The 22,455-nt window shown below is 64.8% G+C and carries 19 protein-coding genes and 1 riboswitch; of the genes, 8 read left to right on the forward strand and 11 right to left on the reverse strand.

Annotated features, from left to right (window positions below; genetic code table 11):
• Position 1: 1 nt before the first annotated feature.
• Positions 2–199: a sulfur carrier protein ThiS gene (gene thiS, locus AB3X86_RS29385; RefSeq protein ID WP_026225709.1), complete on the reverse strand. Its 198-nt coding sequence runs from the start codon at positions 197–199 to the stop codon at positions 2–4.
• A 65-nt stretch (positions 200–264) separates the two neighbouring features.
• Positions 265–1,395 (reverse strand): FAD-dependent oxidoreductase, encoded by a 1,131-nt coding sequence (locus AB3X86_RS29390; protein WP_368598714.1) that lies wholly within the window; start codon positions 1,393–1,395, stop codon positions 265–267.
• 221 nt (positions 1,396–1,616) lie between these two features.
• Positions 1,617–1,740, reverse strand: a riboswitch (TPP riboswitch).
• Positions 1,741–2,172: 432 nt separating this feature from the next.
• On the opposite strand from AB3X86_RS29390, the gene AB3X86_RS29395 reads away from it, so the two are divergent.
• The 4 genes from AB3X86_RS29395 to AB3X86_RS29410 all read left to right on the forward strand — a co-directional run bounded on the left by AB3X86_RS29395 (position 2,173) and on the right by AB3X86_RS29410 (position 6,209).
• The gene (locus AB3X86_RS29395) at positions 2,173–3,924 is read left to right on the forward strand and encodes an ABC transporter ATP-binding protein/permease (protein WP_368598715.1); all 1,752 of its coding nucleotides are present in this window, start codon (positions 2,173–2,175) and stop codon (positions 3,922–3,924) included.
• A 233-nt stretch (positions 3,925–4,157) separates the two neighbouring features.
• Positions 4,158–4,631, forward strand: a complete 474-nt coding sequence (locus AB3X86_RS29400; RefSeq protein ID WP_368598716.1) for a hypothetical protein — start codon at positions 4,158–4,160, stop codon at positions 4,629–4,631.
• A gap of 64 nt (positions 4,632–4,695) precedes the next feature.
• Positions 4,696–5,364: a hypothetical protein gene (locus tag AB3X86_RS29405; RefSeq protein WP_368598717.1), complete on the forward strand. Its 669-nt coding sequence runs from the start codon at positions 4,696–4,698 to the stop codon at positions 5,362–5,364.
• Positions 5,365–5,465: 101 nt separating this feature from the next.
• The gene (locus tag AB3X86_RS29410; protein WP_368598718.1) at positions 5,466–6,209 is read left to right on the forward strand and encodes a response regulator; all 744 of its coding nucleotides are present in this window, start codon (positions 5,466–5,468) and stop codon (positions 6,207–6,209) included.
• Between the two features lie 82 nt (positions 6,210–6,291).
• Here the strand turns inward: AB3X86_RS29410 and AB3X86_RS29415 are convergent, their stop codons facing one another.
• From AB3X86_RS29415 to AB3X86_RS29430, 4 genes are all read right to left on the reverse strand, one after another.
• Complete coding sequence (locus tag AB3X86_RS29415; protein WP_368598719.1) at positions 6,292–6,963, reverse strand: flagellar basal body L-ring protein FlgH; 672 nt, start codon at positions 6,961–6,963, stop codon at positions 6,292–6,294.
• Positions 6,964–7,076: 113 nt separating this feature from the next.
• A complete protein-coding gene (locus AB3X86_RS29420) occupies positions 7,077–7,787 on the reverse strand; it encodes a hypothetical protein (protein WP_368598720.1) in 711 nt (236 codons plus the stop codon).
• Positions 7,788–7,790: 3 nt separating this feature from the next.
• Positions 7,791–7,988, reverse strand: a complete 198-nt coding sequence (locus AB3X86_RS29425) for a DUF6726 family protein (RefSeq protein WP_368598721.1) — start codon at positions 7,986–7,988, stop codon at positions 7,791–7,793.
• 15 nt (positions 7,989–8,003) lie between these two features.
• Positions 8,004–8,195, reverse strand: a complete 192-nt coding sequence (locus AB3X86_RS29430; protein WP_368598722.1) for a hypothetical protein — start codon at positions 8,193–8,195, stop codon at positions 8,004–8,006.
• A 391-nt stretch (positions 8,196–8,586) separates the two neighbouring features.
• Here AB3X86_RS29430 and AB3X86_RS29435 point away from each other — a divergent pair, with 391 nt between their 5' ends.
• Positions 8,587–9,327: a response regulator gene (locus AB3X86_RS29435; RefSeq protein WP_368598723.1), complete on the forward strand. Its 741-nt coding sequence runs from the start codon at positions 8,587–8,589 to the stop codon at positions 9,325–9,327.
• Positions 9,324–10,631: an ATP-binding protein gene (locus AB3X86_RS29440; protein WP_368598724.1), complete on the forward strand. Its 1,308-nt coding sequence runs from the start codon at positions 9,324–9,326 to the stop codon at positions 10,629–10,631. Before AB3X86_RS29435 ends, AB3X86_RS29440 begins: the two co-directional genes overlap by 4 nt.
• Before the next feature lie 172 nt (positions 10,632–10,803).
• On the opposite strand, the gene AB3X86_RS29445 is transcribed toward AB3X86_RS29440, so the two are convergent.
• The 4 genes from AB3X86_RS29445 to AB3X86_RS29460 all read right to left on the reverse strand — a co-directional run bounded on the left by AB3X86_RS29445 (position 10,804) and on the right by AB3X86_RS29460 (position 19,403).
• Positions 10,804–11,751: a tyrosine-protein phosphatase gene (locus AB3X86_RS29445; protein WP_368598725.1), complete on the reverse strand. Its 948-nt coding sequence runs from the start codon at positions 11,749–11,751 to the stop codon at positions 10,804–10,806.
• Between the two features lie 317 nt (positions 11,752–12,068).
• Positions 12,069–13,538 carry a glutamate synthase subunit beta gene (locus tag AB3X86_RS29450; RefSeq protein WP_368598726.1) on the reverse strand — a complete coding sequence of 490 codons (1,470 nt, stop codon included), beginning with the start codon at positions 13,536–13,538 and terminating at the stop codon, positions 12,069–12,071.
• Positions 13,539–13,640: 102 nt separating this feature from the next.
• Positions 13,641–18,344, reverse strand: coding sequence for a glutamate synthase-related protein (locus AB3X86_RS29455; RefSeq protein WP_368598727.1), 4,704 nt, complete (start codon positions 18,342–18,344; stop codon positions 13,641–13,643).
• Positions 18,345–18,695: 351 nt separating this feature from the next.
• Complete coding sequence (locus tag AB3X86_RS29460; protein WP_013090727.1) at positions 18,696–19,403, reverse strand: transposase; 708 nt, start codon at positions 19,401–19,403, stop codon at positions 18,696–18,698.
• 187 nt (positions 19,404–19,590) lie between these two features.
• Between AB3X86_RS29460 and AB3X86_RS29465 the strand changes: the two genes are divergently transcribed.
• Both AB3X86_RS29465 and AB3X86_RS29470 read left to right on the forward strand, forming a co-directional pair.
• Positions 19,591–20,316, forward strand: a complete 726-nt coding sequence (locus AB3X86_RS29465; protein WP_176381108.1) for an OmpW family protein — start codon at positions 19,591–19,593, stop codon at positions 20,314–20,316.
• Between the two features lie 364 nt (positions 20,317–20,680).
• On the forward strand, positions 20,681–21,061 hold the full coding sequence (locus tag AB3X86_RS29470; protein WP_184070650.1) for a YqjD family protein: 381 nt from the start codon (positions 20,681–20,683) through the stop codon (positions 21,059–21,061).
• A 102-nt stretch (positions 21,062–21,163) separates the two neighbouring features.
• Here AB3X86_RS29470 and AB3X86_RS29475 read toward each other — a convergent pair whose 3' ends face one another.
• Positions 21,164–22,351 (reverse strand): deoxyguanosinetriphosphate triphosphohydrolase, encoded by a 1,188-nt coding sequence (locus tag AB3X86_RS29475; RefSeq protein WP_049870230.1) that lies wholly within the window; start codon positions 22,349–22,351, stop codon positions 21,164–21,166.
• Positions 22,352–22,455: the final 104 nt, after the last annotated feature.

Below are 22,455 nucleotides of genomic sequence, written 5' to 3' on the forward strand. Positions count from 1 at the left end.
CTCAGCCGCCCGCGACCGGCTGCACGACGTCGAGCCGATCGCCCGTTTGCAGCGCGCGCGCCGCATGCTGCGCACGCGCGACGAAATCGCCGTTGAGCGCGACCGCGAACGGCGGACGCGCGCCAAAGGCGGCAAGCGCATCGGCGACAGTCGCGCCCTCGGGCAGCGACAACGGCTTCTGATTGATATGAATGTCCATGGTGTTCGAATACGGTTCAATCGATGGCGCAAGCGGCATCGCGTGCGGCACGTTTGCCGCTACGCTCAGGCCGGCTCATGCGCGAAATGCTGTTGGAACAGCTCGCTCCATCGTGCGTCGCGCCGCCAGCCGGCGAATGCGTCGGCGTCCCGGACGCGGCCGTCGAGCAGCGCGCTCGCGAAGCGTACGGCTTCGTCGGCGACTTCCGGCGCGATCATAAAGCCGTGCCGATACAGGCCGTTCACGCGCAACGTGCGCGCGCCGTCCCACAGCAGCGCGGGACGGTGATCGGGCAAGGTCGGCCGGCACTGCGAATTCAGCTCGAGGATGCGCGCCTCGCCGAAGCCCGGATGCACCGAGAACGCCGCGCTCAGCAACTCGAGCGCCGAACGCACGCTGACGGGCGACATGTCCTCGCCCTCCACCTCGGTCGCGCCGATCACGTAGAGGCCGTTCTGCTTCGGCGCGATATACAGCGGGTAGCGCGGATGCAGCAGCCGCACCGGGCGAGTCAGCTGCAGGTGAGGTGCATGCACGCGCGCAACTTCTCCGCGGATGCCGCGCAGCGTCGGCAGCACAGGCTTTGCGCCGAGCCCGCGGCAATCGATCGTGATACCGGCGTCGGGCAGCGACGCGTCGTCGATCGGCGTGTTCCAGTGCGTGTCGACGCCGCGCTCGGCAAGCCCCGCGGCGAGCGCGGACAGCACCTGGCGGTTGTCGAGCTGGCCCTCGCGCGGCAGTAGCCAGCCCTGATTGAAGCGGCCGGCCAACGCGGGTTCGGCGGCGCCGAGCTGCGCGCCCGAAAGCGCGACGAACCCGCCGTCGAGCAACTCTGCCGGCGCGTTCGCGCGCACGCGGCGCTCGAACAGCGGCGCCTCCGTGCGATCCGCGTGATGCCAGACGACGAGCGTGCCGTTGCGCTGGAAAAACACCGGCTCCGGCAGTTCGGCGAGCACCCGCGGCCAGCTTTCGAGCGAACTCGCACCGAGCCGTGTGATCAGCAGTTCGGCGCTGGCGGCTTCTGCCAGCGGCGCGAGCATCGCCGCGGCGACCCACGCGGCAGCCTGCGAGCCGGCGGCATCGCCGCGCTCATAGAGCGCCACGCGATGTCCGTCGCCCGCGAGGTGCCACGCGACCAGCCGGCCGCACAAACCGCCGCCGAGCACGGCGAAATCAGGTCGAGCGGAATGGCTCATCGCTCGCGCTCCGTTTGACAGCGGCGGGCGAAACCAAAGCGGCACGGCACGCCGGAGCCGGCGTGACGAAGAGAAAGATGCATGTCTGAAGAATAGGCGGTCATCGAGTCCTTTCCGTACGGCCAAAAACGCACGTACCCAGGACGAAACCGGCGGGTGAAGCCGGCCGGTCACGGCGTGCGCATGTGAGCTGCGCTCGCCGCCCGGCGGGGAATGGAAGACGGTTGCTTCCGGAAACTTCCCGCGCCGGTATTACCCGGATCGGGTGCAAAGGGTCTCTCTCAGCCTCGCCGCCCCGGCATGAAAATCATGCCGCCTGTGGGCAAAGCACCCCTGTTTCGTCGCAGGTCATTAGACCATAAAAGGCGCGGCGCCCGCAAACCAGCGGTCCGCCGTCGCTGCCGCGATTTTGATCTGGCACCGTCTAGCGATATGCCGATGCGAAGCGGCCCGGCGCTCTGGCACAATGCCGTGACCGGTGCCGAAAAAACGCGGCGCGCGCGGCACTCGTGGCCGCATGCGTGGCGGCGGCATCCCGGCGGACGCCGGCCCCGAAAAATTAATTTTCGCTTAAGGGCGTCACGCCAGAATCGGGCGCCCGTCCGGACTCGCGTTCATCGAGCGCGATGGCGCGATGCCCGGCCAGGTATCGCAGACCCGCCTCAGCCACGGCCTCGCAAAGGGCCGGCTGTCAGCGGGATCGCCCGACATGGGTCAACAGATCCGACCCGTACGCCGCCGGAATGCGCTTTGGGTCAGCACTTCATCAGGACGCTCATGACACCACATACTTCCGCCAGCCCCGCGCTGCCGTCCGACGAAAAGGTCTCCGCCTGGAGCCTGATCAAGCCTTACTGGGTTTCCGAGGAACGAGGCATCGCATGGGGGCTGCTCATTACGATCATCGTGATGAACCTGCTCGTCGTCTGGATCAACGTGCGCCTGAATAGCTGGAGCAGGGACTTCTACAACGCGCTGCAGGAGAAGAACGTCCACGACTTCCCGCATCTGCTGATGATTTTTACCGGACTCGCGTTCGGCTTCATCATCCTCGCCGTGTATGGACGCTATCTGCGTCAGATGCTCGGCTTCCGCTGGCGCCAGTGGCTGACCACCCGCTACCTGAACGAGTGGCTCAACGACAGCGCGTTCTACCGCATCGAGCGCGACCGTCTCGCCGACAACCCCGACCAGCGGATCAGCGACGACCTGCAGTCGTTCGCGACCACCACGCTGTCGCTGACGCTCGATCTGCTGTCGACCGTCGTCACGCTGGTGTCGTTCATCACGATCCTGTGGACGCTCGCGGGCGCGCTGAGTATTTCGCTCGGCGGCATGCCGCTGCATATCCCCGGCTATATGGTTTGGGCCGCCGCGCTGTATGCGGTGGTCGGTTCGCTGCTGATGCAGAAGGTCGGCCATCCGCTCGTGTCGATCAACTATCAGGCGCAGAAAGTCGAGGCGGATTTCCGATTCGGTCTGATCCGGCTGCGTGAGAACGCCGAGCAGATCGCGTTCTACAACGGCATGGAAACCGAGAAGACGAACGCGCGCACGTTGTTCGGCCGCATCCGCGACAACTGGTGGCAGGTGATGAAGTACACGAAGCGCCTGACATTCGTGCTGAGCTTCTACGGCCAGATCGCGATCATTTTCCCGATCGTCGTCGCCGCGCCGCGCTACTTCGCGGGCGCGTTCACGTTCGGCGTGCTGATGCAGATTTCGAGCGCGTTCGGCACCGTCAGCGATTCGTTCTCGTGGTTCATCAACAGTTATACGAGCCTCGTCGAATGGCGCGCGACCGTGAACCGGTTGCGCGAATTCAAGCGCGTCGTGCATTCGCCGCGTCTGAAGGAATCGGTGTCGCCGGCCACGGAACACGGCGGCATCAATCTGCATTTCGTCGACAGCAACTCGCTTACCACCGACAGCCTCACGCTCGCGCTGCCCAATGGCAACCCGCTGTCGCGCATCCGCGATATCGCGATCCGGCCGGGCTCGCGCTGGCTCGTGCGCGGTCCGTCGGGCGCCGGCAAGAGCACGCTGATGCGCGCGCTCGCGGGCCTGTGGCCGTTCGGCGACGGCTCGATCGACGCGCCGGTCAACGCGCGCATGATGTTCATTCCGCAGGTCAGCTACATGCCGATCGGCACGCTGAAGGCGGCGCTCGCGTATCCGTCGGCGGCGGACACCTATGGCGACGACGAATGCCGCGACGCGCTCATCACCTGCCATCTGTCGGAATACGCGGACCGTCTGCAGGAAACGGGGCACTGGACCCGCGTGCTGTCGCCGGGTGAGCAGCAGCGCTTCGCCGCCGCGCGCGTGCTGCTGCACAAGCCCGACTACCTGTTCCTCGACGAAGCGACCAGCGCGCTCGACGCGGAAAACGAGGCGCGACTCTATCGACTGTTTACCGAGCGGCTGCCGAAGGCGGCGATCGTCAGCGTCGCGCATCGCGAATCGCTTGCTGCGTTCCATGACGAAACGCTCGACGTCGAGCGTTCGGCCGAAGCGATAGCGGCGTGAGCGACGCGCACAGCCTCACTTCAATTAAGCGCACGACGCCGCCCCCGCACGTCGTGCGCAACATCCGGAAAGACACGAGAAGAGTTCGGAAGCATTTGCGAAGCGCGCAAGCTGTTCCGCGCTTTGAAAATGCCCGCGAGCAGCGACGATAGTCGTACGGGCCGCGCCATGCGTCGGCCTTCGTTGACGTCTGTCACGTCTTTGATCGCAACCGCTCTCCGGACTTCTCGCCCATGTCATTCGCTCGCCGTGTTTCACCTCTGCTTCCGACTTTGCTCCCGCGCCTCGCGCTCGCCTGTGGCGCGGCGCTCCTCTTCACGAACGCCGTCGACGCCGCGCAAACCGCCGAGCCGAACCAGCCTGCGGATATCTGCGCGGCGCTCACGCACATCGTCGATGCGAGCGACTTCCGGCAACTGCCGAACCAGACCGCCGCGCAACTGCCGGGCGTCTCCCATTCCGACGATTGCCGCGCTACCGCGCACGCGTACGACTGCCACTGGCGCGCGCACTGGCAAGCCGACGGCGTCATCAACGATCCGCTCGAAGAACTCGGCGCCGACATCGCCGCCTGCTTTCCGCGCGTCGTGCACGACGTCAACACACCCGTGCGCCAGCATTTCGTCGTGACCACCGACGCGCGCCGCGTGAACGTCACCGCAAGCGTGCAAGGCCAGAACGAACTGCGACTGCGCGTGACGCGCTGAGCGCGCGGCCGTCGCTGCTTTCGATGACCCAGCGAATCTCGTGACCGGGATCGGGCGCTGCCTCATGACCTCGCCGCCGACCGTGCGCGCGCCAGCCGCAACCAAGCGTTCGCGCCTGGGTCCGATCGCCTCGCTGATATCCCGGCGTCGCTGCGCCCTTGCCGCCTTCGCCGCGACGCTGACACTCACGCTCGACGGTTGTGCATGGACGCTGATCCAGGCCGCCGATGCCACCGGTTCCGTGATCCAGGCCGGCTACGCGATCGCGTCGAACTACTCGTCGCCGACCTTCGTCAACGGCCGGCCCGCCGATGTGCAGCACGTGTGCATCGAAGTGAATCCGACGGTGTCGGTCGGCGATTTCGTGCCGGCGCTGCAGCTCGCACTCGAGCGGCGCGGCATTCGTTCGGACGTCTACAATCCGGGCACCTCGCCGGCCGGCTGCGAAGCGAGGATCGTCTACAACGCCGCGATCGACTATGGGCGCCGCTCGTTCAGCGACGAATCCATCCAGTACCTGTCGATCATCGATCTGACGCTGATCCAGAGCGGCCGCATTCTCGTCACCGCGCGCTATCAGACCGGCGGCCTGAACACCGACCGCTTCTCGTCGGCCTCGGTGAAGCTCGGCGGGTTGATCGAGCGGATGGTCGTCGATCGGACCGATTTCGCGCGCCAGGAGCAGCAACAGCAGACCCTGCAAACCTCGCAGGCCTTCCCGCCGACCCGCTGAAGACCCGCGGCTGTGCGTTCGCTTGCAGCGCCTTACACGGGAAAGGATTGGAAAGCGGTATGCGCTTTGCGCGGCCCGTGCGCATCACTAAGATGACCTGAATGAACCAGACCATCCTGATCGTCGATGACGATCCCGTCGTACGCGAACTCGTCAGCGAATATCTGCACGGGCGCGGCTTCAACGTCTCCACCCTCGAAAATGGCTTGGCGTTGCAGCGCAGATTGCAGCGGGAGCGTCCCGCGCTCGTCGTGCTCGACATCATGATGCCGGAGCTCGATGGCATCAGCGCGCTGCGCGCGTTGCGCGTCGCCGGCGACGACATTCCCGTGATTCTGCTGACCGCGCGCGCCGATCCGATCGATCGCGTGATCGGCCTCGAACTGGGCGCCGACGACTATCTCGGCAAGCCGTTCGAACCGAGCGAGCTCGTCGCGCGGATTCGCACGGTGTTGCGGCGTCGCGGCTCGATCGCGCCGGGCGCGCCGGAGCAACGCGCGCCCTATCATTTCGGCCGCTTCGAAGTGAACTTCCCCGCGCGCGAACTGCGCCGCGACGGCGAACGCATCACGCTGCGTTCGAGCGAATTCGCGATGCTGAAGGTGTTCGTCACGCACGCGATGACCGTGCTTACACGTGCGCAGCTGCTCGAGAAACTGCACGGCAATAGCGAAGCGCATCGCAATCGCAGTCTCGACGTATCGATCTGGCGCTTGCGTCGGCTGATCGAAGTGGACCCATCGGAACCGCGCTACGTGCAGACGGTGTGGGGACGCGGCTATGTGTTCGTGCCGGATGGCGAGCTCGGCGCGGCCGAACGCGGGCTCGCGCCGCCGCTCGGCTAGCGGCGCGAGTCGATCTGATCGGAGCCGGTTGATGCGATCTGCGCGTCGCGCACAATGCGCAGCGCGCTGACGCGGCTGACGGTCAAAACGTCAGCACACTCAGAAACATCCGCTGCAGCCAGCCCATCGTCGTCGCGTCGTTGACCATGCCGAGGCCCGCCTGTTCGATACGCGCGTTCGCGACCTTGCTCGACGCAACGTAATTGCCTGCTTCGATATCCTTGGGATTGACGATGCCCGACAACCGAAGACGGTCGCGGGTACCGCTCATCGCGATCACCTTCTCGCCCGACACGACGAGATTGCCGCCCGACACCGTGCCGATCACGGTCACGGCGAGCGTGCCCGTCATATCGCTGATGTCGCGCAGATTGCCTTGCCCCTTGTAGTCGGTGCTGGCCGAGCCGATGTTGAACAGTTTCGCGAGCCGCGCGGCGGCGTTCGTCGATTGGTCCGCGGCGGTCGCGGTGATGCTGCTCGCGCGGTTCGCCGATGCGCTCGCGCTGTTGTTGCCGCTATACGATTCGGACAGCCGGATCGTCAGCACGTCGCCGATATGCTGCGCGCGCGGCGTCTCGTACAGCAGCAGCGGCGCGCCGGCCTGATAGATCGCGCCTTGCGTGTTGACGTTCAACGGCGCGGACGCAAGCGGCGGCGCCATCGGCGTTTCGACGATCGACTTGGTCTGCGTATTCGAACAGGCCGCGAGACAGCTCGCGGCGCCGAGCACCAGGATGAGTCGTAGTGCGGTCATGCTGACTCCGTGGCGAGAAAGATGAAAAGGAGTTAAAGCGTGGCGGCGCTAGCCAGACGCCACCCGCTTTCGGCGTTGGGTTCGCACCGATAATCAGGCTTGCCAGGCAATCATCAGCCCGCGTCGGCGCCGCTCGCCTGCCACTGCCGCACGACCGCTTTCATCCACGCATCCGAGCCCTTCAGCAGATACGTGAGCGTGCCGTTGCGGCTACCCGGCAGAAAGCACAGCGTGATCGAACTGACCGCGTTCTCCCATACGTACATCGGCATCGCGCCCGGCGCCGCCGCGTTGCGCGTCGCGAGACGCGGCGGCCCATAACGATCCTCGAGCGCGTCGCGCAGATCCTCCGCGGTCAGCTCGTCGATCACGAACGACATCTCGTAGAGACGCAATGCGCCTTGCCCGTCGATGCGCGTGAAGCGCATCACGTGTTCGAGCGCCGGCGCGCCATCCACCACCGCCTGCGACACCGCCCAGCGCTGATCGTCGCGATGCGCCCAGCGGCACGCGACGCTCAGGCTATCGTGCGATTTCAGCCGCATGCCGAGCGCTCCCGCCTGCACGTCGGTCTCGCAGATCGGCACGCTGCCGACCGGCGTCGCGCGCACGGCCGAGCCCGCGCGGAATTCGTCGATCGTGATGCCGAGCGCGACACCCCGAAACGAAAACGGCGTATCCGGCGAGCGCCGCCGCGTGTCGGTGACGACGCTATTCGATGCGCTGACCGCCTTCGGACTGCGCGCGACAGGCTGCGCATGCGCGGCACACGCCAGCACACCGCCGACCAGCATCAATGCACCAACCATCCTGGTGAGCATCATGATTCAATCGATCGCGGAAGCACACATGTCGAAGGGCGTCGCCGCCGCATGGCCGACGACCGGCAGCACTTTCAGGGTCGCCGCCGTGACCCGGCATGGCAGCGCCGCGGCGCCGCAGCCGCCGAGCGGCAACAGCAGTGCGCCGGCAACGAGCCACGCCACGACGCGACGCGGATGCTCAGTAGTTCTGGATAACGGCACGCGGACCTCGCCGGTTCACGCGGTCGTGTTGACCAGATGGCCGATGAGCCCCGTCCCCGGCGCAGGCAGTGCAGGCTGCGCGAGCGCGCTGCTTTGCTGCGATTTCGCCGCTGCACCGGTGGGGCTGGAACTGGTGGACTTCTCCGTGGCTGGCGTCTTCGCCAGCGTGGAGAACGGCGTGGAACTGAGGGTGCTGTGGATCGTCATGATGGACCTCGCGAAGGCGCGCATTGCGCGCGGGTGTCGGTTGAGCGCCGCGAGCCGTCATCCGAGGCAGCTGGCCTCGTTCGGCGTGCGGCGCGACTTGCTGCGCAACGAATCATCGCGCCGCGCAGGCGCCGACGATGGGCGAAGCAAAGCACGCTTTCGCGCGGTTGTTACGACCCGTTCCGTGGGCTTGCGAGGGCTTTCGAGTGCTTGCCAGGCGTTGTCATCGCGTGGCGGTCGTTGCGGAGAGCAGGATCAGGCAGTGCTAAAGTAGGCGCGGAACCTTCGCTGACCGCCCCGGCGCAAGCCCGCCAGCGCCACGTGGCGCACAGTAAGCGTTGGTAAGGAAATGCGCGGTCGCGCGTCGGGCGCGCCAGTCTAGAATTTCGCCATGAATCCACAGGTCCTTATCGTCGACGACGATCCGGTCGTACGCGATCTGCTTTGCAAGTTTCTGCAGTCGAACGGCTTCGATGCGTCCGTGCTGCATGACGGCACTCATTTGCAGCGTCGTCTTGAGCGCGAGCGGCCGTCGGTCGTCGTGCTCGACATCATGATGCCGAACACCGACGGCCTGCGCGCGCTCACCGCGTTGCGCGCCGCCGGCGACGACATCCCGGTGATCTTCGTGACCGCGCGCGGCACGGTGGCCGATCGCATCGTCGGTCTGTCGCTCGGCGCGGACGACTATCTGACCAAGCCATTCGATCCGCGCGAACTGCTGGTGCGCATCCAGACCGTGCTGCGCCGGCGCGGGCCATCCACCACGAGCGCGCCGGAAGCACGCAAGCGCTATCGCTTCGGTCCGTTCGAACTGGACTTCGCGACGCGCTCGCTGAGCCGCGACGACGCCAAGCTGCCGCTGCGCGACAGCGAATTCGCGCTGCTGAAGATCTTCGTCAACAATCCGTACAAGGTGCTGTCGCGCGTGCTGATTCACGATCTCGTGCATCGCGACGACCTCGCGTTCCGCGACCGCAGCCTCGACGTGCCGATCTGGCGCCTGCGCCGCGTGATCGAGGACGACCCGTCGAACCCGTGCTATGTGCAAACGGTGCGCGGCAAGGGCTATGTGTTCGTGCCCGACGCCAATGGCACCCCCTTCGAGGACGGGGGCGCCCCGAGCGCATGAGAAATCCGCTGAACACGCTGTTCGGCAGAATGGCGTTGCTGTCGGCGGCAGTGCTGTTCGCGATTCAGGCGAGCTGGTTCGTGCTGGTGACGATGCAGCCGCCGCGCCATGAAATCGACGGCTTCGCGCGCGGCATTCTGCTGGTGCTGCAGGCGATCAACGGCGAGCCGATCAAGGGCGCCGCGCTCGCGCCGGCGATGCGCGTGCATCTGGTACCCACCTGGAACATGCCGACCAGCGTGCATCTGCGCGAGCCGCACGAGCATGTGCTGGTCGAGTTGAGCCGGCATCTGCGCGAGAACCTGCCGGCCGGCACGCAGATCGCCGTCGACGATCTGCGTCCGCCGCAACTGTGGGTGCTGGTTCCGGGCAAGTCGAACTGGGTCGTCGTGCCGGTCGATGTCCCGCCGCCGCCGCGCTTTCTGATCGAATCGGTCTCGATGCTGGCCGCCGGGTTGATCCTGTCGTTGTTCGCGGTTTGGCAGATGCAACGGCCGTTGCTGCGCGTCGCCGATGCGTCGCGCGCATTCGGCTCGGGCGGCCGGCCTGAACCCGTGCCGGTGCAGGGCCCGCGCGAACTGCGCGATCTGATCGGCTCGTTCAACGACATGATGCGCCGCCTGAACGAAGCCGGCGACGACCAGGCGGTGATGCTCGCCGGCGTCGCGCATGATCTGAAGGCGCCGCTCACGCGCCTGAAGCTGCGCGCGAGCGTGCTGGTCGACGAAAACGAGCGTGCCGGCCTGATCCGCGACGTCGATTCGCTGACCAACATCGTCCAGCAGTTCCTCGAATTCGCGGGCCAATCGGCGGACGCAGGACCGCCGGTCGAAGTCGACGAGTTCTTGCGCGAGCAGTTTTCCTCGGGCGATTACGCGGAGGCCGCTGAACCCGCCGAAGCGGCGGACCCCGCCGAAACCCAGCTTTTCGCACTCGACTTGCGCGCTGGCCCCTCGTTCACGCTGCCGCGCACGCTGCTCGACCGGCTCGTGACGAACCTCGTCGACAACGCGCTCGAACACGGCATGCCGCCGGTGGAAATCTCAACCGCGTGCAACGACGGTCATTGGATCATCAGCGTGCGCGACCACGGCCCCGGCATTCCCGACGACCGCATCGCCGCGGCGATGAAGCCGTTCGTGCGGCTCGACGCCGCGCGCGGCGGCGAAGGCCATTGCGGGCTCGGTCTCGCGATCGTCGCGCGGCTCGCGCACCATCGCGGCGGACGCTGCCTCGTGCGCAATCATGCGCGGGGCGGGCTCGATGTTCGGATCGAACTGCCGGTGGACCCGGCGCTGACGTGAGGATGCTCGCAAGTAGGCGGGCGCGGACCGGGGCACTTACCTGCCCTTACCGCATCGACTGTCGCGCGGGTCGCGTCCTTATAGTCGCCCCCGGCAACCTCGATGCCGCCCTTCTCCGTCCGCCCGCTCCTCTGGGGCGGACTTTTTTTCGCTATCGGACGGCCGAAGCGCGTCAATGCACGAGCCGATTACGCAGCGCGTCGACCGTCGCCGTGGAAAGACCGAGGCCTTGCGTTAAATAGCTCGCCATCGTGCCGTAGCTCGCCTGGACCTGGTCGAAGCCCGCCTGCAGATAATTCTCGTCGACGTCGAACAACGGCGCTCTCGCCGCGGCGATGGCCGCGCCTTCCTGCGCGCGCAGCGCGGTGGTTTGCGCAGCGATCGATGGCGCGAGATAGACGTTGCTGAGCAGGTAGTCCTGCATGATCACGTCGAGCGGAACGTTGGCGATGCTGAGCAGCAGCGCCGCGACCCAGCCCGCGCGATCCTTGCCCGCGTTCGAATGGAATAGCTGCGCGCCCGTGCCGTTGGCGAGCGCGCCGAGCAACGCGCCATAGGCGGCTCGCTGCGAGCCGCCCGTCACATACGCGCGCGCCTGAGCCTGCATGAACGCGACAGCGTCGACGGGCGAATCGACCGGAGGTGTGACGAAGTCGTTCATGCCGAGCACATTCAGTGCGGAGGATGTCGCGCCGCCCGGCAGCACATCGGCGGTGCGCGCGATTTCGGCGGGCGTGCGCAGGTCGTAGACCGACACGATGCCGAGCTTATCGAGCGTCGCCGCGTCCGTGCCGCTCAGCGTCAGCGCATTCGCGCGAAAGAACACGCCGCGCCGCATCTGCTTGCCGTCGACGGTCAGATAGCCGGCACCCGCGCCGCCGACATCGCGGAAATTGCTGACCGACACGAGTCGCGGCGTGGCCGGCTGCTCGGCTTCGAGACTGCCGCCGCACGCGGACAGCAGCGTGCTGCCGAAACCCGCAGCCAGCATCGCACCGGCCGAGCCCCTGAGAAAGCGTCGCCGCGCCGCCGACGTTTCGCCCAGCAAGCCGCGCTCCACGGGCACGGTCGTGCTCGTAAGGGCGCGGAAAGGCGAACGGTTTTTCGCGGTGACGGGCATCAGAGGCGACGGGTTATAGGAGGATCGAATGGGCAGCCGGGCTGCAGACGCAGTTTAACGTTGACCAATATGTTTTGCGTTACATCGTAGGGGTTAGTAAGAAAAAAAGAGGGCCGGGTGCGCGCCAACAAATGCCGCGTGACGCTCACGCGCTATCGCAAATGAGGGGGACATGACGCACTGCGACGAGGCAAAAGAAAACCGGGCTCCCCCTTTCAGGCGAGCCCGGTTTCTTTGTTACTGCATCGCTTTACCGCTACCGGTGTCCTTCATGGGGCACCTTGTCGTCTCCACGTCTTCCTGCAAATTGAAGACGCTTAACGCGGCAGTTCCGTATGCCCCATCAGGAACGCATCGACCGAACGTGCGCACTGACGGCCCTCGCGGATCGCCCATACCACGAGCGACTGGCCGCGACGCATGTCGCCCGCCGTGAACACCTTGTTCACCGACGTGTAGTACGCCTTGTCGCCCTCGGTCGTGGCGCGCACATTGCCGCGCGCATCCTTGTCGACGCCGAATGCTTCGAGCACCGGCGAGACCGGCTGCGTAAAGCCCATCGCGAGCAGCACGAGGTCGGCCTTCATTTCGAATTCGGAGTTCGGCACTTCGACCATCTTGCCGTCCTTCCATTCGACGCGCGCGGCGATCAGCTTCTCGACCTTGCCGTTCTTGCCTTCGAGGCGCTTGGTCGCAACCGCCCAACCGCGCTCGCAGCCTTCCTCGTGCGACGAGGACGTGCGCAGCTTGATCGGCCAGTACGGCCACACGAGCGGCTTGTTCTCTTCTTCCGGCGGCTGCGGCAGCAGTTCGAACTGCGTGACGCTCTTCGCGCCATGACGGTTCGACGTACCCACGCAGTCCGAACCGGTATCGCCACCGCCGATCACGACGACGTGCTTGCCCTTCGCGACCAGCTGGTTCGGCACCTTGTCGCCGGCATTGACCTTGTTCTGCTGCGGCAGGAACTCCATCGCGTAGTACACGCCTTCGAGCTCGCGGCCCGGCACCGGCAGATCGCGCGGCGTTTCCGAACCACCGGCGATCACGACCGCGTCGAACTGCTCGTTCAGCTCCGCGGGCGTGATGGTTTCCTTCGCGGTGTTGCCGATGTGCGCGGGCAGCGAGTCCGGCTTGCCGATGAACACGTTGGTGCGGAATGTGACGCCTTCGGCTTCCATCTGGCGCATGCGGCGGTCGATCTGCCACTTCTCCAGCTTGAAGTCGGGGATGCCATAGCGCAGCAGGCCGCCGATCCGGTCGTTCTTCTCGAACACGGTCACGTCATGACCGGCGCGCGCGAGCTGCTGCGCAGCCGCGAGACCCGCGGGGCCCGAGCCGACCACGGCGACCTTCTTGCCGGTCTTGTGCTTCGGCGTTTGCGGCGCAACCCAGCCTTCGGCCCAGGCCTTGTCGATGATCGCGTGCTCGATCGACTTGATGCCGACCGGGTCGTCGTTGATGCCGAGCGTGCACGCCGCTTCGCACGGCGCCGGGCAGATGCGGCCCGTGAACTCGGGGAAGTTGTTGGTCGAATGCAGCACTTCGATCGCGTTCTTCCAGTCCTGACGGAACACCAGGTCGTTGAAGTCCGGGATGATGTTGTTGACCGGGCAGCCGTTGTTGCAGAACGGAATGCCGCAGTCCATGCAACGCGCGCCTTGAATCTTCGCTTCGTCGTCGGTCAGTGCCGCGACGAATTCCTTGTAGTGCTTCACACGCGTGAGCGGAGCCTCGTACGTCTCGTGGCGACGTTCGAACTCGAGAAAACCGGTTGCCTTGCCCATGTGGTTCTCTTCTCTATCTGTATCTAGGGGTAATCTGGCCCCGCCGCGCGCCGATCGATCGGAACGCGGCGGGTACGTCTAAATGTGACTTCCGACGGCAGCTCAGGCGGCGAGCACTTCGCTGTTCGCCTTCTTCGCGGCGAGTTCGCCGAGAGCGCGCTTGTATTCGGTCGGGAACACCTTCACGAACTGACGGCGTGCCGCGTCCCAGTTTTCGAGCAGCGCCTTCGCGCGCGGGGAGCCCGTGAACTGGAAGTGACGCTCGATGAGCCCCTTGAGCAGCGCTTCGTCGGTCGTGTCGCGGTGCCATACGCCCTTGTCGACCGTGCGCTCCTGTTCGGCCTGTTGCAGCACCGGGTCGAGCGAAACCATCGACTTGTTGCACTTGCTCGCGAACGTGCCGTCCGGATCGAACACATACGCGATACCGCCCGACATGCCGGCCGCGAAGTTACGGCCCGTCTCGCCGAGCACGACCACCGTGCCGCCCGTCATGTATTCGCAGCCGTGATCGCCCGTGCCTTCGACGACCGCCGTCGCGCCCGAATTACGCACGCAGAAACGCTCGCCCGCGACGCCGCGGAAGAAGGCTTCACCCTCGATCGCGCCGTACATCACCGTGTTACCGCAGATGATGTTCTCTTCCGACTTGCCGCGGAAATCGTTGGTCGGACGGATGATGATGCGGCCGCCCGACAGGCCCTTGCCCACGTAGTCGTTGCCGTCGCCGACCAGATCCAGCGTGATGCCCTTCGCGAGGAACGCGCCGAAGCTCTGGCCCGCGGTGCCTTTCAGCTGGATGTGGATCGCGTCGTCCGCGAGACCTTCGTGCCCGTACTTCTTCGCGATCGTGCCCGACAGCATCGCGCCGACCGTGCGGTTCACGTTGCGCACGGGCTGGATGAACGACACGTGCTCGCCCTTCTCGATCGCGGCCTTCGCCTTCTCGATCAGCGTGTGGTCGAGTGCGCGGTCGAGCCCGTGATCCTGCACGTCGACGTGCTTGCGCGCGACTTCCGCCGGCACTTGCGGCTGATAGAACACGCGCGAGAAGTCGAGGCCCTTCGCCTTCCAGTGCTCGATGCCCTTCTTCGTGTCGAGCAGTTCCGCGCGGCCGATCAGGTCGTCGAACTTGCGGATACCGAGTTGCGCCATGATTTCGCGCGCTTCTTCGGCAACGAAGAAGAAGAAGTTCACGACGTGTTCCGGCTGGCCCTGGAACTTCGCACGCAATACCGGATCTTGCGTCGCGACGCCGACCGGGCACGTGTTCAGATGGCACTTGCGCATCATGATGCAGCCTTCGACGACGAGCGGTGCCGTCGCGAAGCCGAATTCGTCCGCGCCGAGCAGCGCGCCGATCACGACGTCGCGGCCGGTCTTCATCTGACCGTCGGCCTGCACGCGGATACGGCCGCGCAGCCGGTTCAGCACCAGCGTCTGCTGCGTTTCCGCGAGACCCAGTTCCCACGGCGTGCCCGCATGCTTGATCGACGACAGCGGCGACGCACCCGTCCCGCCGTCATGACCGGCGATCACGACGTGATCGGCCTTCGCCTTGGCGACACCGGCGGCAACCGTACCGACGCCCGACTCCGACACGAGCTTCACCGAGATGCTCGACGACGCGTTGACGTTCTTCAGATCGTGAATCAGCTGTGCCAGGTCTTCGATCGAGTAGATGTCGTGGTGCGGCGGCGGCGAAATGAGGCCGACGCCCGGCACCGAGTAACGCAGCTTGCCGATGTAGTCCGACACCTTGTGGCCCGGCAGCTGACCGCCTTCGCCCGGCTTCGCGCCCTGCGCCATCTTGATCTGGATCTGGTCGGCCGACGCGAGATACTCCGCCGTCACGCCAAAGCGGCCCGATGCGACCTGCTTGATGCGCGAGCGCAGCGAATCGCCTTCCTTCAACGGAATGTCGACGATCACTTCGTCGCCGATCACGGACTTCATCGTGTCGCCGTTCTTGATCGGAATGCCGCGCAGTTCGTTGCGGTAACGGTTCGCGTCTTCACCGCCTTCACCAGTGTTCGACTTGCCGCCGATGCGGTTCATCGCGACGGCGAGCGTAGCGTGCGCTTCGGTGCTGATCGAGCCCATCGACATTGCGCCGGTCGCGAAACGCTTGACGATTTCCTTCGCCGGTTCGACTTCGTCGAGGGGGATCGCCTTGGTCGGATCGAACTTGAACTCGAACAGGCCGCGGAAGGTCATGTGACGCTTGGTCTGATCGTTGATCAGATGCGCGTATTCCTTGTACGTCTGGTACGAGTTGCTGCGCGCAGAATGCTGCAGCTTGGCGATCGCATCCGGCGTCCACATGTGTTCCTCGCCGCGCACGCGGTATGCGTACTCGCCGCCCGTGTCGAGCATGTTCGCGAGAACCGGGTTGTCGCCGAAGGCTTCGCGATGCAGACGGATCGCTTCTTCCGCGACGTCGAACAGACCAATGCCGCCGACCTTCGACGACGTGCCGTGGAAGTACTTCGCCACCAGATCCGAAGAAAGACCGACCGCCTCGAAAATCTGCGCGCCGGTGTACGACATATAGGTCGAAATGCCCATCTTCGACATGACCTTCTGCAGGCCCTTGCCGACCGCCTTCGTGAAGTTGTAGACCGCCTTCTCCGCCGACAGGTCGCCCTTCAGGCCGGCCGCGAGCTGGCTCAGCGTTTCCATCGCGAGGTACGGGTGCACGGCTTCCGCACCATAGCCCGCGAGCAGCGCGAAGTGGTGCGTTTCACGCGCCGAACCGGTTTCGACGACGAGACCCGTGCTCGTGCGCAGACCTTGCTGCACGAGGTGCGTGTGGATCGCGGCGGTGGCGAGCAGCGCCGGAATCGCGACGTTGTCGCGGTCGGTCTTGCGGTCCGACACGATCAGCATGTTGTAGCCGGACTTGACCGCATCGACTGCTTCCGCGCACAGCGACGCGAGACGCGCTTCGATGCCTTCCTTGCCCCAGGCGACCGGATAGCAGATGTTCAGTTCGTAGGAGCTGAACTTGCCGCCGGTGTACTGATCGATCGCGCGGATCTTCGCGATGTCCTTGAAGTCGAGCACCGGCTGCGACACTTCGAGCCGCATCGGCGGGTTGATGTTGTTCGTGTCGAGCAGGTTCGGCTTCGGGCCGATGAACGACACGAGCGACATCACCATGTTTTCACGGATCGGGTCGATCGGCGGGTTCGTGACCTGCGCGAATAGCTGCTTGAAGTAGTGGTAGAGCGTCTTGTTCTTGTTGGACATGACCGCCAGCGGCGAGTCGTTGCCCATCGAGCCGACGGCTTCCTCACCCGCTTGCGCCATCGGCGCCATCAGGAACTTCAGGTCTTCCTGGGTGTAGCCGAACGCCTGCTGGCGATCCAGCAGCGCAGCAGCTTCGCGGCGTTCCGTGACGACGTCTTCCGCCTTCGCCTCGATCTCGTCGAGCTTGATGCGCACGGCGTCGATCCAGCTCTTGTACGGCTTGGCGTTGGCGAGGTTGTCCTTCAGTTCCTTGTCGTCGATGATGCGGCCGTGCTCCATGTCGATCAGGAACATCTTGCCCGGCTGCAGACGCCACTTCTTGACGATCTTCGATTCGGGAATAGGCAGCGTGCCGGCTTCCGACGCCATGATGACGAGGTCGTCGTCGGTGACGATGTAGCGCGCCGGACGCAGACCGTTACGGTCGAGCGTCGCGCCGATCTGGCGGCCGTCGGTGAACGCGATCGCGGCGGGGCCGTCCCACGGCTCCATCATCGCGGCGTGGTATTCGTAAAACGCCTTGCGGTTTTCGTCCATCAGCGTGTGCTGTTCCCAGGCTTCCGGGATCATCATCATCATCGCGTGGACGAGCGGATAGCCGGCCATCACCAGCAGTTCGAGACAGTTGTCGAACGATGCGGTGTCCGATTGGCCCGGATAGATCAGCGGCCACAGCTTCGGCAGATCGTCGCCGAGCACGTGCGAGGCGATCGCGCCGGTGCGCGCGTTCAGCCAGTTGACGTTGCCCTTCACCGTGTTGATTTCGCCGTTGTGGGCGATCATGCGGTACGGGTGTGCCAGTTCCCACGCCGGGAACGTGTTGGTCGAGAAGCGCTGGTGCACAAGGGCGAGCGCCGACACGACACGCTCGTCCTGCAGGTCGCGGTAGTAGACGCCGACTTGACCCGCGAGCAGCAGACCCTTGTAGACGACCGTGCGCGCCGAGCACGACGGCACGAAGTATTCCTTGCCGTGCTTGAGCTTCAGCGCCTGGATGCGGTGGCTCGCAGTCTTTCGGATGATGTACAGCTTCCGCTCGAGCGCGTCGGTCACCATGATGTCCTTGCCGCGACCGATGAAGATCTGGCGGATCAGCGGCTCGCTCGCCTTCACGGTCGGCGAGATCGGCATCGCGTGGTCGACCGGCACGTCGCGCCAGCCGAGCACGACCTGACCTTCGGCCTTCACCGTGCGCTCGAGCTCCTGCTCGCAGGCGATGCGCGACGCATGCTCCTTCGGCAGGAAGATCATGCCGACGCCGTATTCGCCAGCCGGCGGCAGCGTCACGCCTTGCCGGGCCATCTCTTCGCGATAGAAGCCGTCCGGAATCTGGATCAGGATGCCCGCGCCGTCGCCCATCAGCGGATCGGCGCCGACGGCGCCCCGGTGGTCGAGGTTCTCGAGAATCTTCAAGCCCTGCTGGATGATTTCGTGACTCTTGTGGCCCTTGATATGGGCGACGAAGCCGACGCCGCAAGCGTCGTGCTCGTTTTGCGGGTCGTACAGACCTTGGGCGGCGGGAACCGGGTGAATCGGTTGCTGGTGGTCGTTCATGGGGACACCGTCTGTGAGGAGGCCGGACAGGCCGTTAAACCATTGTTTTTTTGCCGCAGTGCGCTTCGCAACCACGACGGCGCTCTTCTCGCAGGCAGACTGCGCGGGACGAAAAGCGTCGGAAATCGGAATATACGCGACGAATCAAGGAAATAGCAAATAAAACATCGTGATCCGCCCCCAATTATCAAAATGGTGCGTTGCGGCTATTTTTTATTGGTGTCACATCAATTCGGCACAAAAGAAAACGGCATACGAAATGCCGTCTTCATGCAGTCCTTTGATGCAAAACGCTTTATTCGAATTTAAAGCCACTCTATCGGCGGTGCTGGGGTAGCGGGTGTCGCCGCGTCACTGCGTATGCGGCGTCTCGCGCACCTTGCGCGGCCGGCCACGCGGTAGCGGGGACACACGTCGGTTCGCGGCGCGCGCCGCCCATTCGCGGTAAGTGTCGCTGCCGAGTACCCAACCCTTCAACGTGGCTTGCTGGAGCTGACTTGCTTCGCGCTCGTCGAGCGGCTGCTCGCACAGTTCACGATAAGCACGCTGTCGCTCGAACGGCGTATTGCCGAGAGACCAGTAGAGAGGGTGATCCGTGATCAGGCTGTCGAGGGTAAGGCCGATGTGATGACGATAGCTCGACCAACGATAATCCTCCGCCGCGTTGACCAGCTGCAAGCGCACCGGGCACATCTCGACCACCCTGCTCGCCAGCAGGAAGTAGCGCTCGCCTTCGATCACCGTGGCCCGGTAACGACCCTCCCACAAGGTGCCGCGACGCGCATAGCGCCGGTTGAAGTGCGCGACGTAGCGCCGCCCGACAGCCTGCATCGCCTTGGGCAGACTCGACTCCTCGGTGGGCGTGACGAGCAGTTGCACGGCGCCCGGCATCAAGGCATAAGCGTGGATGGAAAGGTGATGGTCCCGGGAAGCCGCCTTCAGACAGTCGATGAAAAGCTCGTAGTCCTGGTCGTCGACGAAGGCGGGCTGCTGATCGAGCCCGCGGAGGATGACGTGCTGCGGCTGGTCGGGGACATAAAGACGTGCAAGCCGTGCCATGCTGGAGTGTCCAATAGTCGCGTTGGTATATACCCGAAGGTCCGAAGATCCGCATGCGCGCAAGGTTCGGCGCCATGCGGCCAAGCCAGAAACCATGCGGTGCTTAGGGAGAAAACTCTAACCGCCGCGTATGGTTTGTTTCAAACGTTGTAGTCATAATGAGCGGGCCTTTTTTGGAGGAGCACATATGAAATTAAAACAGGCCGTAACGGGGATGGCAGTGCTTGCCTGCATGAGCACGGCGGCGCACGCACAATCGGCCGGCAGCTTTTACGTCACGACGGGCTGGTTCCATCTGGCGCCCCAATCGAGCAGCGACCCGCTGACCGTAACCAGCATTGGCGGTAGCCCAACCAACATCACCGAAGCCAACACCGGCGCTTCGCTGGGTTCGGCCGACACCATCGGCTTCACCGCCGGATACTTCGTCACTGACCACATCGCCACCGAATTCGTCATTGGCGTCCCGCCTACTTTCGACCTGTCGGGCACGGGTAGCCTCGCGCAGTTCGGCAAGATCGGGCAGGCCAAACAGTGGAGCCCGACTCTGCTGTTCAAGTACTACTTCAACGCGCCGACTGCTGCGTTCCGGCCGTATCTCGGTGTCGGTGTGAGCCGCATCTGGTTCACCGACGAGCACATCACCAACAGTTCATTCCAAGCCAACGTTCTGCATGGTCCGACCAGTGTCTCGACGGATAGTTCGTGGGAACCCGTGTTTAATGCGGGCTTCCATTACTCCTTCAATCAGCACTGGTTCGCCGGCGTGTCGATCTCCTACCTGCCGCTCAGCACGACCGCGAAGCTCAGTTCGGCGGCCACCACGCCGGTCGGCACGCTGACCGTGCAATCGCAGACCAAGATCAAGCTGAACCCGATCGTCACCTACGTCAACATCGGTTACCGTTTCTAACGCATCGCGACAGCAGGTGGCTTGAATTAGGGTAGTCGAATTTTCGCGCCCTGGGGAACGCCGTCATCGAGCAGATGACGGCGTTTTTGTTTGGCGTCCCGGTCGTATCGGCATGGCAGTGTCATCCCGCATCGGCGTTTGTAAATTTGACGCGAATGCGGCGCACCTGCGTGCAATATCTGGCAATGTTACGGCCACGCGAAGCGTGTCGCGAGCCGCGCGCTGTCACGTTACGGGCGATGCGACGCTTGGCATCGAAGTTGCGTTAAATGGCGTTTCCTACGCTGCAACGTGATACTGCGTCTGCGCATAGCGTGTCCGCGCGACGATGCGCGGGGCCTTTCAACTCATCGACGGAGCGACCATGACAGCACTTCCAAATACGCGAGACGCCCTCGGCGAATCCTGGACCAGCGCGAGTCGCCGTGCGCGGCGCATCGCTCGCCATAGCCGCCATGCGGCCGAAGATATCGCGGTCGAGTTGCGCACCCTGCTGTCGGAACTCGAATCGACCTTGGCCGACGGCACGCAGGCCGACGCCGTGGCCTTGCGCGGCAGGCTGCGCAAACAGCTGGACGCCGCGCGCGAGCGGCTGAACGACACGCGCGATGCAATGCGCGACCGCGCGGGCGTCGCGATCTCGGACGCCGATCACTATGTGCGTGAAAATCCGTGGCAGACGATTGCGATCGTCGGCGGGCTTGCACTGGTGGCGGGGGCGCTGTTCGCGTCGCGGTCGCGATGACGCTGGCTTGCGCGGCTTGAGGGTGCTGGCAAGGAGACGCGACGGCCGCTTCGATGCGGCAAGGCCGAACGTTGCCCCCTTGCCGCGCCTCGCCGCTAACGACTAGTTATCGTCGATCACGAACAGCCGCCGATACTCCTTCAGCGCGTAGCGATCGGTCATCCCCGCGATGTAATGCGCGATCAGACGCGGCTGGCGCGTCGCATCGCTCGATTGATAGTCCGGCGGCAGCAGCCGCGGATCGTCGGTGAACGCGTCGAACAGGCCGACCACGACGCGGCGTGCCTTGTTGGCCATGCGCATCACGCGATAGTGGCGGTACATGTTTCTGAACAGAAAGCGTTTGAGCGCCGCGGCCTGAGCCGCGATTGCATCGCTGTGCGCGACGAGCGGGGGCGCCGCGCGCACGTCGTCGAGTGACGCCGGTGCGTAGCGAGCGAGATTGGCCCGCGTGGTCTCGATCAGATCGACGATCAGCGTATTGATCACGCGCCGCACCGTCTCGTGAATCAGCCGACGTCCTTCGATCTGCGGGTAGTCGCCGCGCGCCGCCTCACAATGCGTCTGCCAGAGCTCCACTTCGGCGAGCTGCTCGAGCGACAGCAGACCGGAGCGCAAGCCGTCGTCGACGTCGTGATTGTTGTACGCGATTTCATCGGCGACGTTGGCGATCTGCGCTTCGAGCGACGGTTGACGTCCTTCGAGAAAGCGCTCGCCCAATTCGCCGAGCCGGCGCGCGTTGTCGCGCGAGCAATGCTTGAGGATGCCCTCGCGCGTCTCAAAGCACAGGTTCAGACCGTTGAATGCTCCGTAGTGCTCCTCAAGTTCGTCGACGACCGCGAGACTCTGCAGGTTGTGCTCGAAGCCGCCGTGCTCGCGCATGCATTCGTTCAATGCGTCCTGGCCGGCATGGCCGAACGGTGTATGGCCGAGATCGTGCGCCAGCGAAATCGCTTCGACCAGATCTTCATTGACGCGCAAATTCCGCGCAACCGAGCGCGCGATCTGCGCAACTTCGAGGCTATGGGTGAGGCGCGTGCGAAACAGGTCGCCCTCGTGATTGACGAATACCTGAGTCTTGTACTCGAGTCGCCGGAACGCGGTGGAGTGGACGATGCGGTCGCGGTCGCGCTGAAACTCGGTGCGCGCGCTCGGCGCGGTTTCCGCATAGCGGCGCCCGCGCGACTGGCTCGAATGCGCCGCGTACGGCGCGAGATGCGCTTCGAGCGCCTGCTGGGTCGGCGCGGGGACGGCGGGTGCGGCGACCGCGGCGGCGGCATCGGCGGCGATGGCCGTGGCGCCGATCGCGCCGTTCCCGGCGCCTGCGCGCGCGCTTGTCGAGTCATGCTGGATATCGTCGCTGCGCCTGTCAGTCACCGGGTTCTCCGAAACAT

Origin of the sequence: Paraburkholderia sp. BR14374 (assembly GCF_040948685.1) — a bacterium.
Lineage (GTDB): Bacteria > Pseudomonadota > Gammaproteobacteria > Burkholderiales > Burkholderiaceae > Paraburkholderia > Paraburkholderia youngii.

Bases quoted from the DNA above. Each gene is read 5' to 3' on its own strand.
- AB3X86_RS29440 (WP_368598724.1), top strand. From the start codon at position 9,324: ATGAGAAATCCGCTGAACACGCTGTTCGGCAGAATGGCGTTGCTGTCG.
- AB3X86_RS29445 (WP_368598725.1), bottom strand. From the start codon at position 11,751: ATGCCCGTCACCGCGAAAAACCGTTCGCCTTTCCGCGCCCTTACGAGC.
- AB3X86_RS29410 (WP_368598718.1), top strand. From the start codon at position 5,466: ATGAACCAGACCATCCTGATCGTCGATGACGATCCCGTCGTACGCGAA.
- AB3X86_RS29465 (WP_176381108.1), top strand. From the start codon at position 19,591: ATGAAATTAAAACAGGCCGTAACGGGGATGGCAGTGCTTGCCTGCATG.
- thiS (WP_026225709.1), bottom strand. From the start codon at position 199: ATGGACATTCATATCAATCAGAAGCCGTTGTCGCTGCCCGAGGGCGCG.
- AB3X86_RS29405 (WP_368598717.1), top strand. From the start codon at position 4,696: ATGACCTCGCCGCCGACCGTGCGCGCGCCAGCCGCAACCAAGCGTTCG.
- AB3X86_RS29420 (WP_368598720.1), bottom strand. From the start codon at position 7,787: ATGATGCTCACCAGGATGGTTGGTGCATTGATGCTGGTCGGCGGTGTG.
- AB3X86_RS29435 (WP_368598723.1), top strand. From the start codon at position 8,587: ATGAATCCACAGGTCCTTATCGTCGACGACGATCCGGTCGTACGCGAT.
- AB3X86_RS29460 (WP_013090727.1), bottom strand. From the start codon at position 19,403: ATGGCACGGCTTGCACGTCTTTATGTCCCCGACCAGCCGCAGCACGTC.
- AB3X86_RS29450 (WP_368598726.1), bottom strand. From the start codon at position 13,538: ATGGGCAAGGCAACCGGTTTTCTCGAGTTCGAACGTCGCCACGAGACG.
- AB3X86_RS29395 (WP_368598715.1), top strand. From the start codon at position 2,173: ATGACACCACATACTTCCGCCAGCCCCGCGCTGCCGTCCGACGAAAAG.
- AB3X86_RS29470 (WP_184070650.1), top strand. From the start codon at position 20,681: ATGACAGCACTTCCAAATACGCGAGACGCCCTCGGCGAATCCTGGACC.
- AB3X86_RS29415 (WP_368598719.1), bottom strand. From the start codon at position 6,963: ATGACCGCACTACGACTCATCCTGGTGCTCGGCGCCGCGAGCTGTCTC.
- AB3X86_RS29430 (WP_368598722.1), bottom strand. From the start codon at position 8,195: ATGACGATCCACAGCACCCTCAGTTCCACGCCGTTCTCCACGCTGGCG.
- AB3X86_RS29390 (WP_368598714.1), bottom strand. From the start codon at position 1,395: ATGAGCCATTCCGCTCGACCTGATTTCGCCGTGCTCGGCGGCGGTTTG.
- AB3X86_RS29400 (WP_368598716.1), top strand. From the start codon at position 4,158: ATGTCATTCGCTCGCCGTGTTTCACCTCTGCTTCCGACTTTGCTCCCG.
- AB3X86_RS29455 (WP_368598727.1), bottom strand. From the start codon at position 18,344: ATGAACGACCACCAGCAACCGATTCACCCGGTTCCCGCCGCCCAAGGT.